We start from the raw sequence: 22,081 nt of genomic DNA, 5'->3' as shown, positions 1-22,081 counted from the left end.
TTATAAAAAGGAATGTAACCAAGGATATGAAACAGACTGAAGCCCATTTTCCCTTAACGGATTTTATTGAATATAACCAAGATGAGATGCTGTCTCGTGCACAGAGCCATTATCAAGAGGTTAAAAGGCGACACAGTATTCGCCAGTTTTCAGACCGAGCCGTTCCTCAAGCCATTATTGAGCAATGTATCCAAACTGCTGCCACTGCACCGAGTGGGGCTAACCATCAGCCTTGGCATTTTGTAGCGATTAGCGATCCTGAAGTTAAAGCTCAGATCCGCCATGAAGCTGAAGCCTTAGAGCGTTCATTCTATGAAGGGCGAGCGGGTGAGGAGTGGTTAGAAGCGCTAAAACCTTTAGGAACCGATGCCAACAAGTCCTATCTTGAGCGTGCTCCCTGGTTAATTGCTGTGTTTTCTCAAAAGCGTGGTGGCTTAGATAACGATGAAAGTAAGACCAATTACTATGTGCATGAATCTGTCGGTATCGCGACAGGGTTTTTATTGCAAGCTCTGCATCATGCTGGTCTTGGCACGCTAACTCACACGCCCAAGCCTATGTCATTTCTTAGTAAAGTCTGTGACCGTGAAACCGATGTCGATCGACCTTATATGCTGATCGTTGTGGGTTATCCGGATGAAGGCGCGACGATCCCTGAGCATGCGACTAAGAAAAAACCATTAGAAGAGATAGCGACATTTAAATAGCAGTTGCTTATTGGGGTACTTTAAAAGGGCATCGATTGATGCCCTTTATTTTTAGCCCATTAAAAACTTATAACTCTGAGTGAGGCCCAAACACTTCATAATGAATGCGCTCATCATTGACGCCGAGCTCAATCAGTTGCTGCTTAGCAAACTGCATGAACCCGACTGGGCCACAGAGATAAAAATCCCCATCTGTTAACGGCAGCTCAGAAGTTAATGTGGCAAGGTTCATAAAGCCCATATGGTTGTAGACGCTGGCACTTTGTTCTTGCCTAGTGTGTGTTTGCGCATTGAGTTGCTCCTGCTCATTAGCATCTAACTCACGGTACCAAGTATGCTGACTTAAAGTCAGTTGAGTACCAAGGGCTTGTACACGCTGATTAAACGAATGCTGAGCTAAATTTTCGCAGGCATGCAGATAAAAAACAGGCTGACTAAAGGCTTTAGAGGCAAGCATCTCTAGCATTGACTGCATAGGTGTGATCCCCACGCCAGCAGAGATTAATACTACTGGTGCATGACGCTCTACATAATGAAAATCTCCAGCGGGTGGAAATACCTCTACGACATCACCGAGGTGCAAGTTGTCATGCAGGTGATTTGAAACAACACCTGGCACGCCATCAAGCTCGGGAGCCAACTCTCGTTTTACTGAGATGCGATAGGTTTTGCCGTTGGGTTTATCTGATAGCGAGTACTGACGCATCTCACGGTACTCATGATTAGCCGGCTCTACTTTGATACCAAGGTATTGCCCTGACTCGAAGTCAATGACGGCTTGAGCATCGACAGGTTCGAACACAAAGCTGGTAACGAGCTCAGACTCCTGACGCTTCTCGATGACTTTAAACTGCCTCGCGCCTAACCAACCACCTTCTTGGTTTGCGTTATGCTGGTATAACTCCTCTTCTCGATTGATGAAAATGCCGGCGAGTACACCATAAGCTGCGCCCCAAGCTTCTTCTACATCAGGTGTAAATGCATCGGGGGCCAACTCACGTAGCGTCTCTAAAAGGTGGTGGCCAACAATAGGGTAATGCTCAGGCTGAATGTTAAAACTAGTATGCTTATGTGCAATACGTTCTACTGCACCCGATAACGCCGCTAAATTATCGATATTTTTTGCATAGGCTGCGACAGCATTAAATAGCGCAGCAGGCTGGCCGCCAGAGTGCTGGTGACTGAGGTTAAAGATATGCTTGAGCTCTGGGTTATGCTTAAACATGCGAACGTAAAAATGCTCTGTGATAGCAGTCCCTGCAGACTCTAATAGAGGAATAGTGCTCTTAACCAGTTCGATATGTTTTGCTGATAACATCTAAATATCCTTCAATAAAATGGGCTGACTTGAGTGTCACCCCCTAAGTTAATGTCCAATGGTGCTTGTTGAACGCTAATGACTAAACGTGTTTAAAATGGTCCGGTTGCCCTAAATGTAATGGGCCTGTGTTTAAGGGCTTTTTAACCCAAGGGTATTACTGTCTTGCACGGCACAAGATGGGTGTGTAGTGCCACAAAAATAGAATGAAGGCGATAATCCAAGTCGCCGCACTGATATTCCAACCCCATAGTGGCTGTTGAAATAATGGCAAAATAACTCGGGCAAGCGCACCTATAAAGATGAGTGCGAAAGCCAGGTTCATAGCAGGGTGAGGTTTAAGCGCTCTGCCAGTATGCCCTAAAGAAACTCGGGCAATCATGGCGAGGATCATACCGCCTATCGTGCCAATGGTTATCAGGTGTAAGGCATCGGCAAAACGTAGGTTTTCACTTAAATAGCTGGCTCCAAGCAAGATTAAACCTAACCCTAAAGCTAAGTAGCTGGCATGCAGTGACCACAGCAGTGGTACCTTGCATGTTGACAAAGAGTTCCAAAAATAAAGGCGAGCCAGATGTAGGCTGCCGGCTAAGATTAGTAGCGTGGCAGGCGTGAAAGGTAAGCTGATAAAGTAGCCGCTGAAGAAAACAGCGATGCCGCTTAAAGTTACCAAAGGCAGTAGTTTATCGAGCATTGGCGTTGCCTGTACTTGTGCACTCTCGGCGCCACGGCTGGTAAAGAAGGGGATCACCCTACCACCGACAATACCCACCAATAATCCAAACATCAGTATGGCACTGCGAGATAGGTGCAGCGCGAGCTGAGTATCGCCAAAGAAATCGGCCAGCAAAAAGGCTAAGTTCAGTAGCATCATGGCTGATAACAGTGGAATAAATTGATAGTTACGCCTGCTTTGAGCGCGCAGCACCATGTAAGCGAGATACCCTATCGACACTAACCACCACAATGCTTGCAGTGAGATAGCCAGTAGTTGCAAGTTAGCAGAGCTGCTCAAAAGCAGAATACGAACAGATAACCAGATACCAGTCAGTAAGGCTAAACTAAGCCCATTGATACTTCTTACCTTGGTCCAAGTCTGCGCCGCAGTCAGCAAGAATCCCACTGCGATACTCGCGCCAAAGCCAAATAGCATCTCATGGATATGCCAAACTAAAGGGCTTATCCCCTCTGAGTTAAATCCGCTAAATTGACCATTAAGATACAGTATCCAGATAGCCAGACTGAGCGCCGACAAAGTCGTCGCTGCAAGAAACCAAGGCCTAAAGCAGAGATCCCAAATAGGCTGGTTTGTAAACTTAGTCAGTGGACTTTCTATGGCTAATCTTGTTGTAGATACCTGCTCAATCTCACCTGTGGCGGTGAGCTTGAACCTGAGTGTTTGTTTACTGCTCTTTGGTTGAGAAGTGCGCTCATGGGCTTTGGAGTGATTAATTATTTGTTGTTGGCTCATAACTGAGTCGCCCCTAGGCCATGTAGGCCATGTAGGCCGATGCAGCGCATGACATAACCAATCTTTATGGCTGTGGCGAACAAGATAAGCATAATATGGCTAGTAACCTGGGCCCACAGAGAGTAATTGTTGGTATCGATATAGCCGACAAAGATGGAGTAGAGCATGCCAAGCATTGCGATAAACATGCCTGCATTACCTGAGTGTAGGACGAGCTTGAAACGCTTGGCTTCTTGGTTCGCTAACTTCAAGTTTGTATCGGGTTCATTGGCAAAGCTGAAATCATTAGCATAAATGGCAGCCATGATTAACTCCTTAAAATCTGAGTCTGTGTTAGACCCAAAATCGACTTCGATAAAATATAGCTATTACATAGCGAATTGTGTGCCAAGTTTAAAAAGCTAGTATTTACAGTGGGTTGATTGTTTTATTTATATTGTTGTGAGTCGAAATGACTCTTTGCTGTGTGAGTCCAAATGACTCTTATGATGCGATTTTTATCTTTGCGTGCTATTGTCAGTTGAATATAGCTTTTAAATATCAACAATCTGATGTGGCAAGTAGTTGATTAGATTGATTAATGAAAATGTGGATAGCATTGAATGACCATGGTAGAAATTTCATCAACAGCCTTGATTGAACTGGCGTTAGATTTAACCAATAGTTTAACGACAAAAGATCGCTTCGATCGCCTGCTCAGTACAGTGCGCAGGGCGGTAAGTTGTGACGCGGTTGTGTTGTTGCATGTGGAGGGGAGTCGTCTGAAACCTTTGGCACAGCAAGGGTTGAGCAAAGACAGTTTAGGTAGACGTTTCGATATTGAGGCGCACCCTAGGTTTGAAGCTATCTGTGGTTCATCTTCTCCGGTGCGTTTTGCTGCCGATTGCAAACTTCCCGATCCTTACGATGGCATGTTACTCGCGCATGCAGGTGACCTTCCCGTACATGCTTGTATGGGGCTGCCTTTAATGGCTGATGAGCAACTGATAGGTGTGCTGACCTTAGACAGCATGACCCCTAATGTGTTTGATGAATTGCCAGAGAGAGGCTTAGATATTATCTCAGCCATGGCGGCGGCCACTTTGAAAACGGCTATCTTACTGCAAGAGTTAGAAACCCACTCCCAACATAGCCAACAAGTGGTGGCTGAGCTGACCCATGAAGCGCTAGTCAAAGATGGTGGTGAGTTAATTGGTGATAGCGAGGCCATGGTAAAACTCAAGCGAGAGATTGATATGGTGGCAGTTTCTGGCTTTTCTATCTTGATCGAAGGAGAGACCGGGGTCGGTAAGGAGCTAGTGGCCAGAACGCTACACAGGCAATCGGCACGAGGAGCTGCGCCTTTGGTTTATGTAAACTGCGCCGCGCTGCCGGAAAACCTGATAGAGAGTGAGCTTTTTGGCCATGTAAAAGGGGCATTCACTGGCGCCGATAGAAACCGCATCGGTAAGTTTAGTCTAGCTGACGGCGGTACGATATTTCTTGATGAGATTGGTGAGCTACCGCTGGCGGTGCAAAGTAAGTTATTAAGAGCACTACAAAGTCAGGAAATCCAGCCTGTGGGCAAAGATGCCACCGAGCAAGTTAATGTACGTATTGTCGCTGCGACCAATCGGGAGCTGAAAGAGGAGGTTAATCAAGGCCGATTCAGGGCCGATCTTTACCATAGGTTGAGCGTTTACCCAATCTCGGTGCCGCCACTTCGAAATAGAGAGGGGGATGTGACGCTATTGACTGGTTACTTTATTGAGCAGGTTCGGCGTAAGCTAGGCATACAACAACTGACAATCGATCCTTCAGCCATAGAGGTGTTAAACCAGTATGACTGGCCAGGCAATGTGCGTGAGCTGGAGCATGTTATAGGGCGAGGTGCCTTAAGAGCCAAGGGGCGAGGCAATAGCGCTATTGTCAGAATAGGTACCAGTCATATCGAACAGCTAGTAGACTCAGTTGGACGTTTATTAGATAGCAATAAGTCGGCGACAACCCAGCAGGGAAACCTTAAGCCAGAATTGAATGTCGGTGAGGGCATAGGGTTAAAACAGGAGACTGAGTCGTTCCAGCGTAAGCTGATTACTCAAGCATTAAATCAAGAGTCCGGTAACTGGTCGGCAGCAGCCAAGCGTTTACAGACAGACAGAGCTAACTTAAACCGTTTAGCAAAGCGGCTGGGCATTCAAGTGACTAAATCAATTAGTATTAACCTTTAATAATCAACTGCAGCGAAAGAGGAGGAGTCATGGAAAAGGGAGCGTTTTTTGGCAAGATCCCAACAGATTTGAGTGAAGAGGTATTTGAGCAAATCGGCGGTAACGACAAAATACTGATCGAAAGAATCGTCTCTAAGGCTCATGTTACTCCTGCAGGCCAATGGTACGATCAAGACAGAAGCGAATGGGTGATGGTACTTAAAGGTGCAGCCAAATTACAGTTTGAGCAAGGGGAGCTGGTTCATCTAACTGCAGGGGATTATGTCGATATTCCTGCTCACTGTAAGCATAGGGTTGCGTGGACAGATGAAGAGCAAGAAACTCTTTGGCTAGCTGTACATTATTAGAACAGCGCTTTTGAGTGTGGGGGGGGGGGGGGTACTATTTGATTAATAGGCTAATTTTGAACTTTTACTTACTGCTTTAGTGATTTTATATTAGACAACTCCAATTGAGCACACTTTTTTGCTATAATCCCCCGCCAATTTTGTGTGTAACCTTTTTGAGTATCTGCTATGAGTCAAGCTTCCATCTTTACCCCTGACGATGTGTCGCATATATCGAACCGTTTAGAACTACTGGCCCCGGCAAAAAATGCCGAGTTTGGTATGGAAGCAATTCTTCATGGTGCTGACGCCGTTTATATTGGCGGACCAGACTTTGGTGCGCGTTTGACTGCGGGTAATAGTGTTGAAGATATTGCCAGGTTATGTACTTTTGCCCACCAATATCATGCTCAAGTCTTTGTTACGCTCAATACAATCTTGATGGATAACGAACTTGCCAAGGCTGAAAAGCTTATCTGGCAGATTTATGAAGCAGGGGCTGATGCGTTAATCGTGCAGGACATGGGAGTATTACAACTGGACCTGCCTCCAATAGCGCTGCATGCCAGCACGCAGATGGATAACCGTACCGCTGAAAAAGCCGTGTTTTTAGAGCAGGTTGGTTTCTCGCAGGTGGTATTGGCTCGAGAGCTTGGTCTAAGCCAAATTCGTGAAGTTGCTAATCACACTAAGATGCAACTCGAGTTCTTTATTCATGGTGCCCTCTGTGTTGCCTATTCGGGCCTGTGTAACTTAAGTCATGCGTTCAGTAACCGAAGTGCTAACCGAGGTGAGTGCTCGCAGATGTGTCGTTTGCCAGGTGAGCTTAAAACTCGTCAAGGTGAGGTGCTGGCTGAAAATGAGCACCTATTGTCCCTTAAAGATAATAACCAAACAGATAACCTTGAAGCGTTGATTGATGCTGGGGTTCGCTCATTTAAAATTGAGGGACGCCTTAAAGACGTTAACTATGTAAAAAACGTCACCGCACATTATCGTCAAGAGTTAGATAAGATTATCGCCCGTCGTCCTGAGCTTACCGCCTCCTCACACGGGCGTTGTGAGCATGCCTTTACGCCAAACCCTGAAAAAACATTTAACCGTGGTCGCACCGATTATTTCGTTAATGATCGTAGCCAAGGCGTCAGTGACTTTCGTTCACCTAAGTTTATCGGTGAGGAAGTTGCTAAGGTTAAAAGTTTAGGCAAAGACTATATAGAAGTGGAGTCGACAGCTAAATTTAACAATGGTGATGGTCTCTGTTATTTCGCTAAGAACTACAAACAAGCCAAACAGTCCGATGATAAACTTCGTGGGTTAAGGTTAAACCGTGCTGACGGTAATCGTTTGTATGTTCTTGCTATTCCTGGCGATCTTGAAATCGGATCAACCCTGTATCGTAACCGTGATCATGCTTTTGAAACTGTACTCGCAAAAGAGTCTGCAAAGCGGATTATCGATGTGGATATTAAACTGATGGACACAGATTCAGGCATATCGATGACGATGACCGATACCTATGGTCATCAAGGTGTGGCTCACCTAGAACTTGAAAAAGCGCCGGCTAACGATCAAGAGTCTGCCGCTAAAAAGCTGCGTAAACAGCTTGGAAAGCTAGGTAGTACAGATTTTACTGCCAGAGAGATAAGTATCGAAACTGAGCAGGTGTGGTTTGCCCCCGCTTCATTGCTTAATGGCTTACGCCGAGATGCTGTGGCTGCCTTAGAATTTGCACGAGTCGATGAGTATCAAAGGCCAAAGCCTTGGAAACATAATCAAGATGCTGTTTACCCAAGCAAGCACTTGAGCTACTTATCCAATGTCGCGAATCAGAAAGCTAAAGACTTTTATCAACAGCATGGTGTCATTGAGATTGAGGATACCTACGAGAAGAACGGTATCACCGAAGAGGTGCCGCTGATGGTGACTAAGCACTGTTTACGATTCAACTTTAATCTCTGCCCTAAAGAGGTGCCTGGTATCAAGGCTGAGCCTATGGTATTGGAGATAGGCAGTGATGTATTGAAGTTAGTTTTTGATTGTCCTAAGTGTGAAATGATGGTGGTCGGTGCAAACCGTCAAGTGCCTAATGAAGGGCGTGGATAGCTTTATAGCACGGATCTGCAGTAATGACTGAACCGATGTGCGAGACGCTTCTTGCACATCGGCTCCTGCCTTATTTATTCTGAATTAAATATTAACCCATTAATATTACAGCTCTTATTGTTTTCATCCCCGGGTTGTTATGACTGCCCCACTATTAATGCTATAAGTTATTCTAAAACAGGATATGTACTTTTATTAGCCAATTTAATCTGGCTGCACAGTTAAAGTTACACCTTTTCAAAGCTAGTGTTTAAGCACTAATACTCCCTCTACCTTCGATACTGCTGGGTGTTTTTTATACTCTGGCAAGTTGTAATCTTGACTGTATTTTCTGCGTTACGATTTTGTCATCCATTGTTTACTAACCGCACCGCTTAATGCGTAAAAATTTACTCTTGCTGAATATTTAATCGAGCCATATAGTCAGAAAGGTCATCAAAATGATGATTTAGTAAATAATAAGTTCTCTCAAAAGAAGAGAACATTACAAGGTGTAGCTTTTTTTGTCGGCACAATGTTTTTGTTATTCATTGTTGTAGATAGTGTGTTTGTTAGTTTAACAGGCTGAGTTGTAACTATATTTTTATGAGTCACATGTTGTAAACCGTGTCGTGGATTTAATTGCTAGATCAATTACCCAAGAGATACATGGAGAGTTTCAAATGTTTACAACTAATAAAAAACTCGCAATATGCGCTGTAGTAGTAAGTGCTGTTTTGAGTGGAAATTCATTTGCAGCACAACGAGTCGATCTGCAACACCCTGCGGGTTTCAATACTGAAAGTTCAAATATTCAAAGCCAGAGCGCTCAAAGTCTGCTTTCTGCCACTCAAGGCAATACTTATCAAGCATCAATTACATCAGTAGCTGCCAGCGGTGATGAGCGTGCTCGTTATCAGCAACTTTATCAAGGTGTACCTGTTTATGGTGCAACAGTGGTCGCAAGCCGCTCAGCGATGAATATTTTCTATGATGTTGCGGGTTCTCATGTCGCTGAAATTGACAGCGATGTCATTTCCACTAGCCCAAGCTTCTCACTCGATGAAGCTATGCAGGTTGCTTTAGGTCAGGGCTTAACTCAAGAGCAGGTTTATAACGTTGAGAGTCAGCTTTATATCTGGTTGGATAAAAAAGATCAGGCACATTTGGCTTGGTTAATCTCCTATGTCGATACCAATGGCGAAAAGCCGAGCCGCCCATACCAGTTTATCGATGCGCACAGCGGTGCAGTACTTCACAGCTGGGAGGGCATGACCTTCGCCCAAGCTACGGGCCCAGGTGGTAACCAGAGAACAGGTCGCTATGAGTACGGTGCTAAGTATCCCGCCTTTGAAGTGACGGGCAGCGGTAGCTCATGCCGCCTCGATAGTACCAATGTTGCAACCTACGATATGAACCATCAAAAGTCTGGTGGCAGTATTCATACTTTCCCTTGTTATGAAAACACCTCTCGTGAAGTGAATGGCAGCTACTCGGCCCTTAATGATGCTCATGCATTTGGTCAGGTCACCTTTAACATGTACCGTGATTGGTACAATAAGGCGCCAATTACTCAGAAGTTAAAGCTACGAGTGCATTACGATCGTAACTATGAAAATGCTTTCTGGGACGGCCAGCAGATGACCTTCGGTGATGGTCAAACGACCTTCCATCCACTTGTCGGTTTAGGGGTTGTTGCTCACGAAGTGAGTCATGGTTTCACGCAGCAAAATTCAAACCTCGCCTATGAAAACCAATCTGGTGGTCTTAATGAATCCTTCTCTGATATCGCAGCAGCTGCAGCAAGTTACTATCTTGAAGGTAGCTTTACTTGGCAGATTGGTGACAAGATCAAGAAGGGCAGTGGCGCTATGCGTTACATGGATAACCCGCCACAGGATGGCCGCTCAATTGGTCACACTCGGGATTACACGTCAGGCATGAATGTCCACTTTAGTTCAGGTGTATATAACAAGGCTTTCTATCTGTTATCGACGACACCTGGTTGGAATATTCGTCAGGCCTTCGATATCTACGTTAAGGCAAATCAACTCTATTGGAATGCCAACTCTACTTTCGATGCAGCGGGGCGTGGCGTCTATAGCGCGACGAAAGATCTTGGTTACTGTGTTGATGATGTATTGGCCTCACTTGAAGCTGTTGGGGTGAATAACAGTGGCGCTAAAGATGGTTCGGGCTGTGGTCCGGTAGAAAACCAAGGTCCTGATGCAAATTTTAGCTACTCGGCGAACCAGCTAAATGTCACCTTTAATGATTCATCAACCGATGATAAAGGCGTAGTGAGCCATGAGTGGAGTTTCGGTGATGGTGGATCATCTACTAGCGCTAATCCTTCACATAGCTATGCCGTTGAAGGTTCATACACGGTATCACTGACCGTAAAAGATGCTGAAGGTTTAAGTGATAGTAAGTCTATGGTCGTTGCGGTGACTGATACGGGCGAAATACCTGGTAGCTGTGATGGTGTCGCGGCTTGGGATGCGAGTACCAGCTATGCCTTAGGCGATATGGTGTCATTTGAAGGTTATCAATATGAAGCCATCTGGTGGTCAACTGGCGCATCTCCAGCAGTTTATACCAATGTTTGGAGCAAAGGTGCTCAGTGCTCTGGCGGAGAAGTGCCAGGCAATCAGGCGCCTACTGCCGGATTTAGTCATAGTGCAAACAAGTTAGTGGTGAGCTTCACTGACAGTTCAAGCGATGATAATGGCGTAACGGCTTATGCCTGGAACTTTGGTGACGGTGTGAGCTCTGCAGCGGCTAACCCAACTCACACCTACGCAGCAGCGGGAAGCTATAGCGTGCAGCTAACAGTGAGTGATGCTGACAGTGCCAGTGATACGGTGACAAAAGTGGTCACAGTTACTGCGGGTGGTGAAGTGCCCGGTGAGTGTAGCGCTTCTCCATGGGATGCAAGTGCTATTTATCTAGGTGGAGACACAGTGTCTCAATCTGGTAAAGAGTACCGCGCGAAGTGGTGGACTCAAGGTGATTCACCTGCTGACACTGGCCAGTGGGGTGTCTGGGAATATATTTCAGACTGCCAGTAACACTCGATAGCTAGCCCTTCTCTTGGCTTGTTACGCCAATAGATAGGGTTAGTTTCACCTGCGGAACTTATCAAACCAATGATCTTAGTCGCTCAGGACTAAGATCATTGCCGCCAAATCTTATATCACTATCGATTATATAGTCTTGGACCAGCTTATCGACATTCCTTTAAGGATGTTTGCTATGAACTTTTATTCAAAAAAAACAGCGTTAGGGATCTTACTCCCTCTCCTATCTTGCGGTGTATATGCACAAGATAACGAGCAAAAAGTATGGATAACTATAGGCAATGATGCAGTCACTCAAGTTGAGAAGGTTGGTGCTCAGCTTGCACCAGCGCTGATGAATACTCAACTATCACAATCACCTGTTCTTATCTATCAAGCCGATGAAACTCAGTTACAACACCTGACTCATTTAATGCATGAAGAGAAGCAACGCTGTGGTGGTTATATTGTCCACAACAGTTATCAGGAGGCGGTTGATGCGCTGCAAGGGCCGCAGCAGATGCTTGGGTTTAGTGCGCCGCCTATTCAACAAGGCGCCAAAGTGAATGCGCTATTGCCTCACATCCAAGCGGGGTCGATTAAGGCAACCATTGAGGCCTTAAGTAACTTTACTAACCGCTTTTACACCACAAGCACAGGTAAGCAAGCCGCCGATTGGCTAGCCGACTACTGGGGGCAACTTGCCAGTCAATATAGTTGGGCCAGTGTTGAGCCATATAATCACAGTGGCTGGGGACAAGACTCGGTTATTTTAAAAATAATCGGCAGTCATTACCCCGATGAAATTTTGGTCATGGGAGGCCATCTGGATTCAACGGCTGGCAGTGGCACAAGAGAGGGGACGGTAGCACCAGGTGCTGATGATGATGCATCGGGCATCGCTTCGCTTACCAATGTTGCCAGTGCCATATTGAGCAGTGGTGAGCGTCCTCAACGTAGTATCCACATTATGGGTTACGCGGCAGAAGAGGTGGGCTTAAGAGGCTCTAAAGAGATCGCCGCAGACTACAAAGCCAGAGGCGAGCAGGTTTTAGCTGTACTTCAACTTGATATGACTAACTACCATGGCTCAACTGAAGATATTGTGTTTATGACTGACTATATCGATAGCAGCTTTACTCGCTATATGAAGCAGTTATTAGATAGCTATCAACCCGCTGTGACCTATGGTGATGATCGCTGCGGATATGCATGTTCTGATCATGCCTCTTGGTATAACCAGGGCTATCCAGCCACTATGCCCTTTGAATCAAGTTTCAATGGCGCAAACCCCAATATCCATACTCGTAATGATACCTTGGCAAACAGTGATGCCGAAGCGGTTAATTCGGTCCCTTTTGCGCGCTTAGCATTAAGCTTTGCTATCGAGATGGGTAACCCAGATGCAGGTGGCGATCCTCAAGAGCCTATTGCAGGTTTTACAGCTCAATGTCATGCACTTGTTTGTCAATTTGATGCATCGCTTTCTAGTGGTGAGCTGGCAAATTATCAATGGAACTTTGGCGACGGTAACTCAAGCAGTGGCATTTCACCCAGTCATACCTATGGGGGAGAGGGGCAATATCAAGTGACTCTTACAGTGACTGATAGCAATGCAGCATCAGATAGCGATAGCAAGATGGTATCAGTTTCGAGCGGTGATCCGGACCCAGGCAGATGTACAGGCCTAAATGCGTGGGATAGAGCAGTAAATTACGCATTAGGGGATAAGGTGGCATTTGAGGGCAAGGAGTATGAGGCTATCTGGTGGTCAACAGGGGCTGCGCCAAATATCTATACCCAAGTATGGTCACTCGTTGGCCCATGCTCAGATGATGGTGGCACGCCCACAGCACCTATTGCCAAGTTTAGTTACTCAGTCAATGGGCTCAGTGTCAGCTTTAGCGATGAGTCAGTTGATGATGTGGCAATCAATAGCCGTAGCTGGTCATTTGGTGACGGCACCATGAGTAGTGCACAGAACCCGAGTCACCGGTATGCCGATGCTGGTAGTTATTCTGTGGTGCTGACAGTAACAGACAGTGATGGGCTATCCCACAGTCAAACACAGGTGGTAAGCCTTGCGGATGACTCTGAGCCTGGGGAACCTGGGGAGTGTCAGAGCCAAGCGTGGGATGAAGCATCAATTTACCTAGGTGGGGAGAAGGTCTCTCAGTCAGGCAAGGAGTACAGCGCAAATTGGTGGACTCAAGGTGAATCACCAGCAGATTCTGGTCAATGGGGTGTGTGGAAGTTACTTGGAAACTGCCAGTAATAATAGTGTTAACTGGTGTGTTCCTGAGTGAGAAAATTCGCTTTTTTTATTAAAAGCGTCTCAGGGGAGTAGGCCTACTGGGCTTACTCATTTTAGTGACATAGCATGTTGAGTCACTGATATTTTGTTGTTATTTGCATTGATAACAGTTTATGCAGCCTATCTGAATTGATTGCAGCGCTTGCACTGAAAGGTTGGGCGACTTTAGCGGTCAAGTCTTCCAAAGATAGGCTGTTTTTTTGGACTCATCTCTGGAAGGGAGAGGAGTTAAGTAAAGACAAGAGATGAATTTAAAGCCTAGAGACTAGAGTGTGTTATCTTATGTTTAGCTGCAATTAATACCACTTTTAAGGACGAAATTATGGGACTGTTAGATTCATTGATGGGCAACGCTTCAGAAGTTGACCTTGAGGACCTCGCCGAAGAGTTAAACCCAATAATGGGCGACAATGAAGAGCTTCACCTTGCCTATAAGGTCATTCGCGATATGTTTGTCTTCACAAACAAGCGCCTTATTCTTATCGATAAGCAAGGTGTGACAGGTAAAAAGGTGAGTTATCACTCAATTCCTTACAAGGCTATTACCCACTTTGAAGTTGAAACGGCTGGACGTTTTGATATGGACTCAGAGCTTAAATTGTGGATATCAGGTCAAGATAAGCCATTAGTTAAAGAACTCAAAAAGGGGACTGATGTGGTTGGTATTCAAAAGACGATAGCGAACTTCTCTTTATAATTTGCTACCAGCTTAGCTGTTTTGATGAGAGTCGTATCGACGCTCATCAAATTGGCCTGAATAGTTATGTTCAGAGGCTGTCATTATCAAATCGCTAACCGCTTAGCCTTTCTGTTGCCAATTCCAGCTTGGCGTACTTAAGATATCTTGACCTAAAACCTCTGTTTGCCCCAGCTGCTTATCAAGTTCGATAAGATTGCAATGCTCAAACTCATTGAGGGCATTGATTAGCCGATTAGCGTGGGATACGACCCATAGCTGGCAGACCGAGGATGCTTTTGCTATTAGTCGAGACAGTGCGGGGAGCAGATCTGGGTGTAAGCTGGTTTCTGGCTCATTGAGCACCATTAATTCCGGTGGCCTAGGCGTGAGTAATGCAGCGACTAAAAGCAGATATCTTAGGGTGCCATCGGACAGCTCTGCAGCCTTGAGCGGTCTTAGTAGGCCTTGCTGATAAAAATTCAGGCTGAGCATACCGTTAGACTCATATTCGATATGGACATGTGCGCCTGGAAAGGCGTCACTGACGGCGTGATCGAACCCAGCTTTATCACCAATTTCAAAGATAGTTTGGATCGCCGAGGCGAGATCGCAGCCATCGTGGTGAAGCACAGGAGTGCGTGTGCCTAATTGCGGTTTTCGCGCAGGGGCATCGCAATCGCTGCGAAAATGATCGTAAAAGCGCCAGGCCCGTATACTGTCTCTTAATGTTAACACTTCAGGGGAGCGCTCGGGATCGGCAAGCTCGCTGAAGATGCTATCGCCATAATGCATATGCAAGTTCAACGTGGTAAAGCCCGCCTGTTTGTCTTTTTCAGCACGGCTTTTAACCAGTGCGCCACGGCGCTCAACCAATACTGACGCAGGGCGGTACTTATTCCCTACCCAGATGGCTTCTCGTTTTATCTGTGGATCTAAGCCAAACAGGGTGGTGGAGTCAGGTTTAGGTAACCCTAGTTCAATCAGGTAGCTAAATTCATCACTGGCAAACCCTAGCTTCAAGCGTTTAGCCTGTTGTCGAACTGTGGGTTCGATAGCTGTTTCACCATTGAGCATGCCCTTAGTGATATTTTCCGGTCCGGCCCAAAAGCTAGAATCTAAACCACCCTCTAAGGCGAGTGCATTGACCACGCCTCCTTGGGCTGTTTGTGCTAATAAACGCAGCGCCTTATAGAGGTTAGACTTGCCACTGCCGTTAGCGCCTGTGACTAAATTGAGCTGCTCAAGGGGGACACGGATCTCACGTAGAGAACGGTAATTTTGAATCGCTAAGGTCGTCAGCATGCTTGTGTTGTTTAATAGGGAAGTGGCTAGGGAATATTGACATTAAATTCTGTCATTCGCCAGAATTTGTATGGTGAATAAAGCACTCTTTACCTATGTTTAAGCCTATTTATCTACTGAATTTCAACTGGCGTTAAATCAATCACCGATTCGTTGAACTGGTATCTCGGTGATAATCGAACGCTGCCATTTACAATGAATTCTCGCTCAATATCATAGGCCATAATGCCGATATTGGGGCTTTTCTCATAATCAGGTTTATCATGATTAAAGCCATAAGAGGTCGCTGGCGAGACAAATAGCGGGACAGTTGTATCATTGGATGTATGTTTTAAAGCTGGAAGAGGCACCTTAAAAAATGCATGGGCATGGCCACTCACCACAGCGAGTGTTTGTGAGTTAATGGCATCGGCAACAGCGAAATGATTCTCTATGCCTATCTCGGTGAACCACTTTGCGCCTAGATTGAGCACAGGGTGGTGGATCACCACGATAGATTGATGTTTTCGAGTGAACTTTCTCAGCTGGCTCAGCGATCTATTAGATACGCGGCCAGCTCCCAGAGTCATCGCTTGCCTAGGCTTTTGACTGGAATCGACAAAGCAAAGACTTAAGTCATCATTTAAGTGAACATGCTCTTTGATTTGGATGCGACTGCCACGAAATACCTGTTTCATCATCACTAAGTCATCATGATTACCGGCAATGGCATAGATATTTGCAATAGAGGTATGCGTCTCAATGAGCCGTTTGAAGCTTTCATAGAGTGCGATACTTGGCCCGCATACTAGATCGCCTGTTAGCAAAAGCAGTTGGCCATCCCCCTTGGCTTCAATCAGGGCCAACGCTTGAATCAAGTTAGCCCCAGGGGCGTTATTATCTAATTGTAAGTGGCAATCACTTAGCTGATATATTCTCATTACCGGTTACAACTTCTGATTATTGCGAATGTAGCTCTCATGTGATTGTTGCTACATTACAATTTTTTGCGCCTATGTTGAGCTACAGTTTAACTGCCGTTGTTGTTGGCAGAAAGCTTTAGAGTGCTCATCTGACTCAGTACTTAAGCAAAAGTCCAATCGAACAGTGTGCTTTTCAGCAGATGCAGGGCTACTGTCTGATGTTTTTGTCCAGTCCCATCGTTTGACTATTTTTTTTGAGAACTTACCAAGATGCCTGTTTGGCACTGAAGAGATGACTTCAATATTCTCAGTATCACCAGACTTTGAAACATTAAATGCTAACACAGCGCATCCCTTAATTTGTGAGCGTGCTAGCTCGATAGGGTATATGGGCATAGATTGATCGGCGTTATGCCATAGAGGGTCTGTATGAGCAGTCATATCGGTGACTAAGATATTAGCAAATACCTTGTTCTTGGCTTGCACAATGCCGCTCGTAGATAAGAAGATTAAAAATAAAAGTGCGAGTGTAATGATAGGTTTCATGGACATTCCTTTGTCTTATTTTGATTTATCAATTACCCACTATAGATGAGTGAAGTTATTATTTAAACAGTTTCACTCATTCTCTTATAGCAATAGTAAGCTGTTGATTTTAGATACTGGCTGTTACCGTTGGCATTAGCCTAAAACATCTTTCAATACTCTCTGCCAGTTAGCGCCCATAACCTTGTCTCTATCATTGGCGCTAAAGCCTGCCTTGGCTAAGGCCAAATCGATGCGCTCCATACGGTGAATATGGTTAAGCTCAGGGATCACTACATGCTCAGGCTCTATATCATAGCCAAGCACGTTTTTAGCCCGCAGACTGTGCCACCAATCTAGATATTGCTTCACGCCTTCTGCGTTATTGTTATCAAGTTTAAGCAGGTTTTTCTGGCCACGCAGGGGGTAGTCATTGGCGATGGCAACACTCTCTATACCGCCAACATTGGCCACATGTTTAAGGTGAGCAATATAGTGCTCGGTGGTGGGGAGTTTGTCGTTTGTGAGCCAAAAACTCATCATAAATACGCCAAATAAACCGCCAGTATCAGCTATCGCTTTGATCACATTATCTGGTGAGCAGCGAGCATGGTTAACGATGGCGCGCACTGCACCGTGGCTTTGCACTATGGGAGCCTCTGATATTTTGGCTGTATCGAGCGCAGATTGCGGGCTGGAGTGACTCACATCAATAAGTATGCTTTTGTCATTGAGCTTAGTAATTAACTGCTGACCCGCTTTCGTTAGCGGTTTATTAAGCCCCTGACTCTGCCCCTTAACAACTGCATTATCTAAGGCGCCGCCGCTAAACTTATTGCCGTAGTGATGGGTGAGCTGCAGTGCTCTTAGGCCTTTATCATAAAACTCATCGACCTGATTGAGTGATGAGTGAATGCTCTCCTCAACGCAATCTGCTCCTTGAATTTGAAAAAATACCGCCGTTTTTCCGGTTTTGTGTGCCCGGGAAATATCGGCGCTGCTTTGCCCTAAGAGCAGTTTGTCAGGGTTTTCATTCACACGAGTCAACGCGGCGGTAATGCTCTTCATACAAGCTTGGTAAGTGCGCTTATAGTTGGTGGTACCATCGGGCTGCTTTATGGCTTCGATATCTGAGATATCACATAGGTAAGCGTCAATTTTAGATGCACTAAGGTCGCTTAAGTCGTCGGGAAGAAAGCATAAACCATCTAGGTATAAAGGCTTGCTCTCGCTAGCAAGCGCTGAAAAACAGCCCAGTTGGCTTAATACACTGCCAGCAGCCATCGCCTTGAGTAGTTTGCGACGGTTAAATGCTTGTTTCATATAGTTCCTCTCGCCTGCTTAGCATTATGGGTAATTATTATTCTTTATACTGATTGGTATTACAGGTCATATTACCCCATAGCCTTAGACTATTCGATACCTTGACTTTAATGACCCCTTAAGTGACTATCGTTGCCGAATTGAAGTGAAAACGTACTAATAAATAAAAGATTTTTGGTTAATTTTAATAACTTAACCAGCAACAAATGTATCAAATAAATCAAGGGGAAGGCTATGTTTCATCGGGCACTTACACTCGCATTACTGCTTATTTTACCAGCGGCGGTTCATGCCGAAAATTACTCAATCGGTACTGGCGGTCAAAGCGGTATCTACTATCCCTTCGGCGGTGCACTCGCTAAAGTCTGGTCAGATAAGGTACCTGACGTGAATGTGAAGGCTGAGGTAACTGCGGCCTCTGTTGAGAATACGATTAAAGTAGTTCGCGGTGACATGATTGCCGGTATTGCGATGGGGAACGTGGTATTAGATGCCTATAAAGGTGAAGGCAAATTCCGCAGTGAGATGCCTGTAAAGACATTGTTCGCACTTTACCCGAATCTTGTACATGCCATTTCGCTTGAAAAGTCTGGCATAACGTCATTGAGCCAACTAAAAGGTAAGCGTATATCTTTAGGTGCGCCTGCAAGTGGCACAGCCGTAACGGCAGCCGCTCTGCTTGAGTCTATCGGTATCGATGTGAAAAAAGATATCAATGCGGTATACCTTAATTATGCAGAAACGACCAATGCATTAGCTAATGGCCAAATTGATGCTGGCTTTATTGTCGGTGGGCAAGGAGTTGGCGCTGTCACTCAGGTCGCTTTGACTCATAAGATCAATGTTATCCCAGTGTCAGAAACTGAGAGCAAGGCGTTTATCGAGAAAAATCCAGCTTACAGCAACTACACCATACCTGCTGATGTTTACAATAACGTTGGCGAGGTGTCGACTTTGAGCGTGTGGAACGTGGTGGTTGTGAGTGCCAAGATGAGTGATGAAATGGCGTTTAACCTGACGAAATCGGCATTTGAGAACATGGGTGAGGTACGTAAAGTGGTTAAGGTCGCTGAAGCGACGACCCCTGAGAATGCTAACCGCTTAGCGGGTGTGCCATTGCATGCTGGTGCGCAAAAGTATTTAGACTCACTGGCTAAGTAAGCCTGCCTAACTATCTGTAAAACAATAAAACTTAAGTGCAAGGGCAGCCAATAGGCTGTCTTTGTGTTTTAGTCTATACCGCAAGGTACTCCTTTTATTTTCTGTTTAGGTAGGCGGCTGAGACTCTCGACTCAACGTCAGTTTACACCGTATAACCTGAACCTATTGAGGACATGATATGACCCAAGCTAATAATTCAAAATTAGGTCATGATGAACCTGTACTCGATCCAAACCAGAGCGCATCTTTAGCAACTATAGCGGTTGATGACACCATGCCCTATGAGGCTGTGTTTAAGTGGTTTGGTTATATTATTCTTGTTATTGCTGTGGCTCTGTCAGGCTTTCAGATCTGGCAAGGGATCACCTCGACCATTTCGGCGACCTATTTCAGACCCGTACACCTCTGCTGGGTATTGGTGCTTATTTTTCTACACTATCCACTGATTAAAAACCGTTACAGCAAGCTTTATCTCCCTGGTAGAGTGTTCGACCTGGTGCTCTGTGGGCTGACCCTGTTCGCTGCCTATCGTATGAGCATTTTTGATTACAATGATATCGACCATCTACTCTATGGCTTAGGCATGCAAGATTTGGTTGCTGGCTGCGCACTGTTAGGGTTATTGATGGAGGGCTGTCGTCGCACAGTGGGTTGGGTCATGGTACTCATTGCCGCGCTGTTTTTGGGCTATAGCGCCTTTGGCGATCTCCTGCCTAGCGCGATTGCCACTAAATCTTATTCACTGCAGGAGTTGATTCAGTTCCAGATCTACTCGGCCAATGGTGTGTTTGGCTCAGCATTGGGCATTGCGGCAACCACGGTATTTATCTTTGTGCTGTTTGGTGCCTTCTTAGAGGTGACGGGCGCGGGTAAGTTCTTTATCGATTTGGCCTTTTCTATTGCAGGTCGATACCGTGGTGGGCCAGCCAAAGCGGCGGTTTTAGCCTCTGCTGGGCTTGGCTCAATCTCAGGATCGGCGATTGCCAATACTGTGACAACCGGCTCTGTGACTATTCCTATGATGAAGAAGCTGGGCTATAAGCCAGAGCAAGCCGCAGGTATTGAAGCGGCGGCATCGACAGGTGGGCAGATCATGCCGCCTATTATGGGCGCTGGCGCGTTTGTGATGGCGCAGTTTACTGGGGTGCCCTATAGCGACATTATGTTGGCCTCCATTGCGCCAGCGATTCTCTACTTCTTCTGTACCTTGCTTTACGTACATTTGATGGCCTGTAAGCTTAACTTACAAGCTGTGAGCCGCACTGAAGCGGTCATAGCAGTGATGAAGCAGGGCGCCCATCACCTGATCCCACTGGCGCTGATCACTGCGCTGTTGATGATGGCCTATTCACCTTTGCTTGTTGGTGTGGCGGGCTGTACGGCAATCTTAGTGACTGCCGCGCTGCGTAAGCACAGCCGTATCGGGCTAACTAAGTTTATCTCTGGGATGAAAAACGGCGCCTTAATGGCGCTACCTATCTCTGTGGCGTGTGGCGCGGCGGGGATTATTGTTGGTGTTGTCGGTCAGACGGGAATTGGACTGCAGTTTACGCAGTTTGTTATGGAGTTCTCCGGTGGTTACATGCTGGTGGCACTGGGCTTAATCAGTATTGTGGCATTGGTGCTTGGTATGGGCTTACCGGTTACCGCGGCCTATATTGTATTAGCTGTGATGGCTGTACCTATGTTGGGCGATTTTGGTCTACCGCTGTTGACTGCACACTTAATCGTGTTCTGGCTATCTCAGACCTCCAATGTCACGCCGCCTATCGCGCTAGCCGCTTTTGCTGGGGCAGGTGTGGCGAATGCCAATCCGATGAAGTCATCGGTGGAAGCCTTTAAGTTAGCCGGGGGCCTGTTTATCATCCCAATCATGATGGCTTATACCGATCTGCTTAATCCTGAGGCGAGCATGTTGGAGTTTGCTTTTGCTATCGCCCAGACCGCAGGTATTATCTTAGCGTTGGCGATATCCATTGAAGGTTATCTGCTAAGAGGCTTGAGTAAAGCTGAGCGAGTGATTGCGATATCGACGGTACCTGTGATCCTATTTAACCCCTTCGGCGCTGGTTTTGTTGGGATTTTAGTTATATTAGGTTTAATCGCGGTGCAGTGGAGAACTCGCGATCTTCTAGAGGTAAAATAGTTGTAGCATTCGCTTTTTATAAGCTTTTTTAGACTATTTTCATCGGTTACTTTAGACAACATAGTGCCTTCTATCTCAGATAAAAGGCGCTATTTTTTGTTTGTATATTGAACTATTGTCATGACTCTCAGACCTATTATCAACACTTTTTTGAAAGTGTAGGGCGGATTGTCGTGTTTATCTGTTTTTAATCTCTCCTATAATGATTGCTACCCCCGAATAATTTAATGGAGTTCCCCATGACCGTATTAGCCATAGTTGCACGCATCGAAGCTAACAAAGCGCAGGTAGCATTAGTGAAATCTGAGCTATTAAAACTGATTGAACCAACTCGAAAAGAACAGGGCTGCCTGCAGTACGATCTGCATCAAGATAATGCTCATCCAGAGCTATTTGTGTTTTATGAGCGTTGGGAGAGTAAAGCCCTGTTAGAGACCCATTTAGCGAGTGAGCATATCGCGGCTTACCTTGAGGCAACCGCTGGTGCAGTGGAGAGTTTTGTTATTAGTGAAATGACACAGCTTGATTAAGTTTACAAGCACTCAATATAGAG

General features: G+C 45.8%; 17 protein-coding genes. 10 read left to right on the top strand and 7 right to left on the bottom strand.

Annotated features, from left to right (window positions below; translation table 11 throughout):
* The first annotated feature begins 26 nt into the window (after nt 1-26).
* Nucleotides 27-707 (top strand): nitroreductase family protein, encoded by a 681-nt coding sequence (locus BM736_RS21975; RefSeq protein ID WP_076416262.1) that lies wholly within the window; start codon nt 27-29, stop codon nt 705-707.
* A gap of 67 nt (nt 708-774) precedes the next feature.
* Here BM736_RS21975 and hmpA read toward each other — a convergent pair whose 3' ends face one another.
* The 3 genes from hmpA to BM736_RS21960 form a co-directional block, all read right to left on the bottom strand.
* Nucleotides 775-2,025, bottom strand: coding sequence for an NO-inducible flavohemoprotein (gene hmpA / locus BM736_RS21970; RefSeq protein ID WP_076416260.1), 1,251 nt, complete (start codon nt 2,023-2,025; stop codon nt 775-777).
* A 157-nt stretch (nt 2,026-2,182) separates the two neighbouring features.
* Nucleotides 2,183-3,496 (bottom strand): NnrS family protein, encoded by a 1,314-nt coding sequence (locus tag BM736_RS21965; RefSeq protein ID WP_256717986.1) that lies wholly within the window; start codon nt 3,494-3,496, stop codon nt 2,183-2,185.
* The gene (locus BM736_RS21960) at nt 3,493-3,801 is read right to left on the bottom strand and encodes a hypothetical protein (protein WP_076416257.1); all 309 of its coding nucleotides are present in this window, start codon (nt 3,799-3,801) and stop codon (nt 3,493-3,495) included. The genes BM736_RS21965 and BM736_RS21960 overlap by 4 nt, the downstream gene beginning before the upstream one ends.
* Nucleotides 3,802-4,098: 297 nt before the next feature.
* On the opposite strand from BM736_RS21960, the gene norR reads away from it, so the two are divergent.
* The 6 genes from norR (at nt 4,099) to BM736_RS21930 (ending at nt 14,187) form a co-directional block, all read left to right on the top strand.
* Nucleotides 4,099-5,706, top strand: coding sequence for a nitric oxide reductase transcriptional regulator NorR (gene norR, locus BM736_RS21955; protein WP_256717985.1), 1,608 nt, complete (start codon nt 4,099-4,101; stop codon nt 5,704-5,706).
* Between the two features lie 29 nt (nt 5,707-5,735).
* Nucleotides 5,736-6,053 carry a cupin domain-containing protein gene (locus BM736_RS21950; protein ID WP_076416254.1) on the top strand — a complete coding sequence of 106 codons (318 nt, stop codon included), beginning with the start codon at nt 5,736-5,738 and terminating at the stop codon, nt 6,051-6,053.
* Between the two features lie 168 nt (nt 6,054-6,221).
* A complete protein-coding gene (locus BM736_RS21945; protein WP_076416252.1) occupies nt 6,222-8,138 on the top strand; it encodes a U32 family peptidase in 1,917 nt (638 codons plus the stop codon).
* Between the two features lie 662 nt (nt 8,139-8,800).
* Nucleotides 8,801-11,188, top strand: coding sequence for a M4 family metallopeptidase (locus tag BM736_RS21940; protein ID WP_076416250.1), 2,388 nt, complete (start codon nt 8,801-8,803; stop codon nt 11,186-11,188).
* 184 nt (nt 11,189-11,372) lie between these two features.
* A complete protein-coding gene (locus tag BM736_RS21935) occupies nt 11,373-13,451 on the top strand; it encodes a M20/M25/M40 family metallo-hydrolase (RefSeq protein WP_076416247.1) in 2,079 nt (692 codons plus the stop codon).
* A 361-nt stretch (nt 13,452-13,812) separates the two neighbouring features.
* Nucleotides 13,813-14,187: a PH domain-containing protein gene (locus BM736_RS21930; RefSeq protein WP_076416245.1), complete on the top strand. Its 375-nt coding sequence runs from the start codon at nt 13,813-13,815 to the stop codon at nt 14,185-14,187.
* A 102-nt stretch (nt 14,188-14,289) separates the two neighbouring features.
* Here BM736_RS21930 and BM736_RS21925 read toward each other — a convergent pair whose 3' ends face one another.
* The 4 genes from BM736_RS21925 to BM736_RS21910 form a co-directional block, all read right to left on the bottom strand.
* Entirely contained in the window at nt 14,290-15,471 is a 1,182-nt protein-coding gene (locus BM736_RS21925; protein WP_076416242.1) for an AAA family ATPase, read from the bottom strand.
* A 113-nt stretch (nt 15,472-15,584) separates the two neighbouring features.
* Nucleotides 15,585-16,391, bottom strand: a complete 807-nt coding sequence (locus tag BM736_RS21920) for a metallophosphoesterase (protein ID WP_076416240.1) — start codon at nt 16,389-16,391, stop codon at nt 15,585-15,587.
* Between the two features lie 72 nt (nt 16,392-16,463).
* Nucleotides 16,464-16,919, bottom strand: coding sequence for an energy transducer TonB (locus BM736_RS21915; RefSeq protein WP_076416238.1), 456 nt, complete (start codon nt 16,917-16,919; stop codon nt 16,464-16,466).
* 135 nt (nt 16,920-17,054) lie between these two features.
* Nucleotides 17,055-18,221, bottom strand: a complete 1,167-nt coding sequence (locus tag BM736_RS21910; protein ID WP_076416236.1) for a membrane dipeptidase — start codon at nt 18,219-18,221, stop codon at nt 17,055-17,057.
* Between the two features lie 234 nt (nt 18,222-18,455).
* Here BM736_RS21910 and BM736_RS21905 point away from each other — a divergent pair, with 234 nt between their 5' ends.
* The 3 genes from BM736_RS21905 to BM736_RS21895 all read left to right on the top strand — a co-directional run bounded on the left by BM736_RS21905 (nt 18,456) and on the right by BM736_RS21895 (nt 22,058).
* A complete protein-coding gene (locus tag BM736_RS21905) occupies nt 18,456-19,382 on the top strand; it encodes a TAXI family TRAP transporter solute-binding subunit (protein WP_076416234.1) in 927 nt (308 codons plus the stop codon).
* Nucleotides 19,383-19,560: 178 nt separating this feature from the next.
* The gene (locus BM736_RS21900; RefSeq protein WP_218638778.1) at nt 19,561-21,528 is read left to right on the top strand and encodes a TRAP transporter fused permease subunit; all 1,968 of its coding nucleotides are present in this window, start codon (nt 19,561-19,563) and stop codon (nt 21,526-21,528) included.
* A 239-nt stretch (nt 21,529-21,767) separates the two neighbouring features.
* Complete coding sequence (locus BM736_RS21895) at nt 21,768-22,058, top strand: putative quinol monooxygenase (RefSeq protein ID WP_076416232.1); 291 nt, start codon at nt 21,768-21,770, stop codon at nt 22,056-22,058.
* Nucleotides 22,059-22,081 lie beyond the last annotated feature (23 nt).

Origin of the sequence: Shewanella sp. UCD-KL12, from assembly GCF_001957125.1 — a bacterium.
Taxonomy (GTDB): Bacteria; Pseudomonadota; Gammaproteobacteria; order Enterobacterales; family Shewanellaceae; genus Shewanella.
This window is presented reverse-complemented; position numbering and strand designations above follow the sequence as displayed.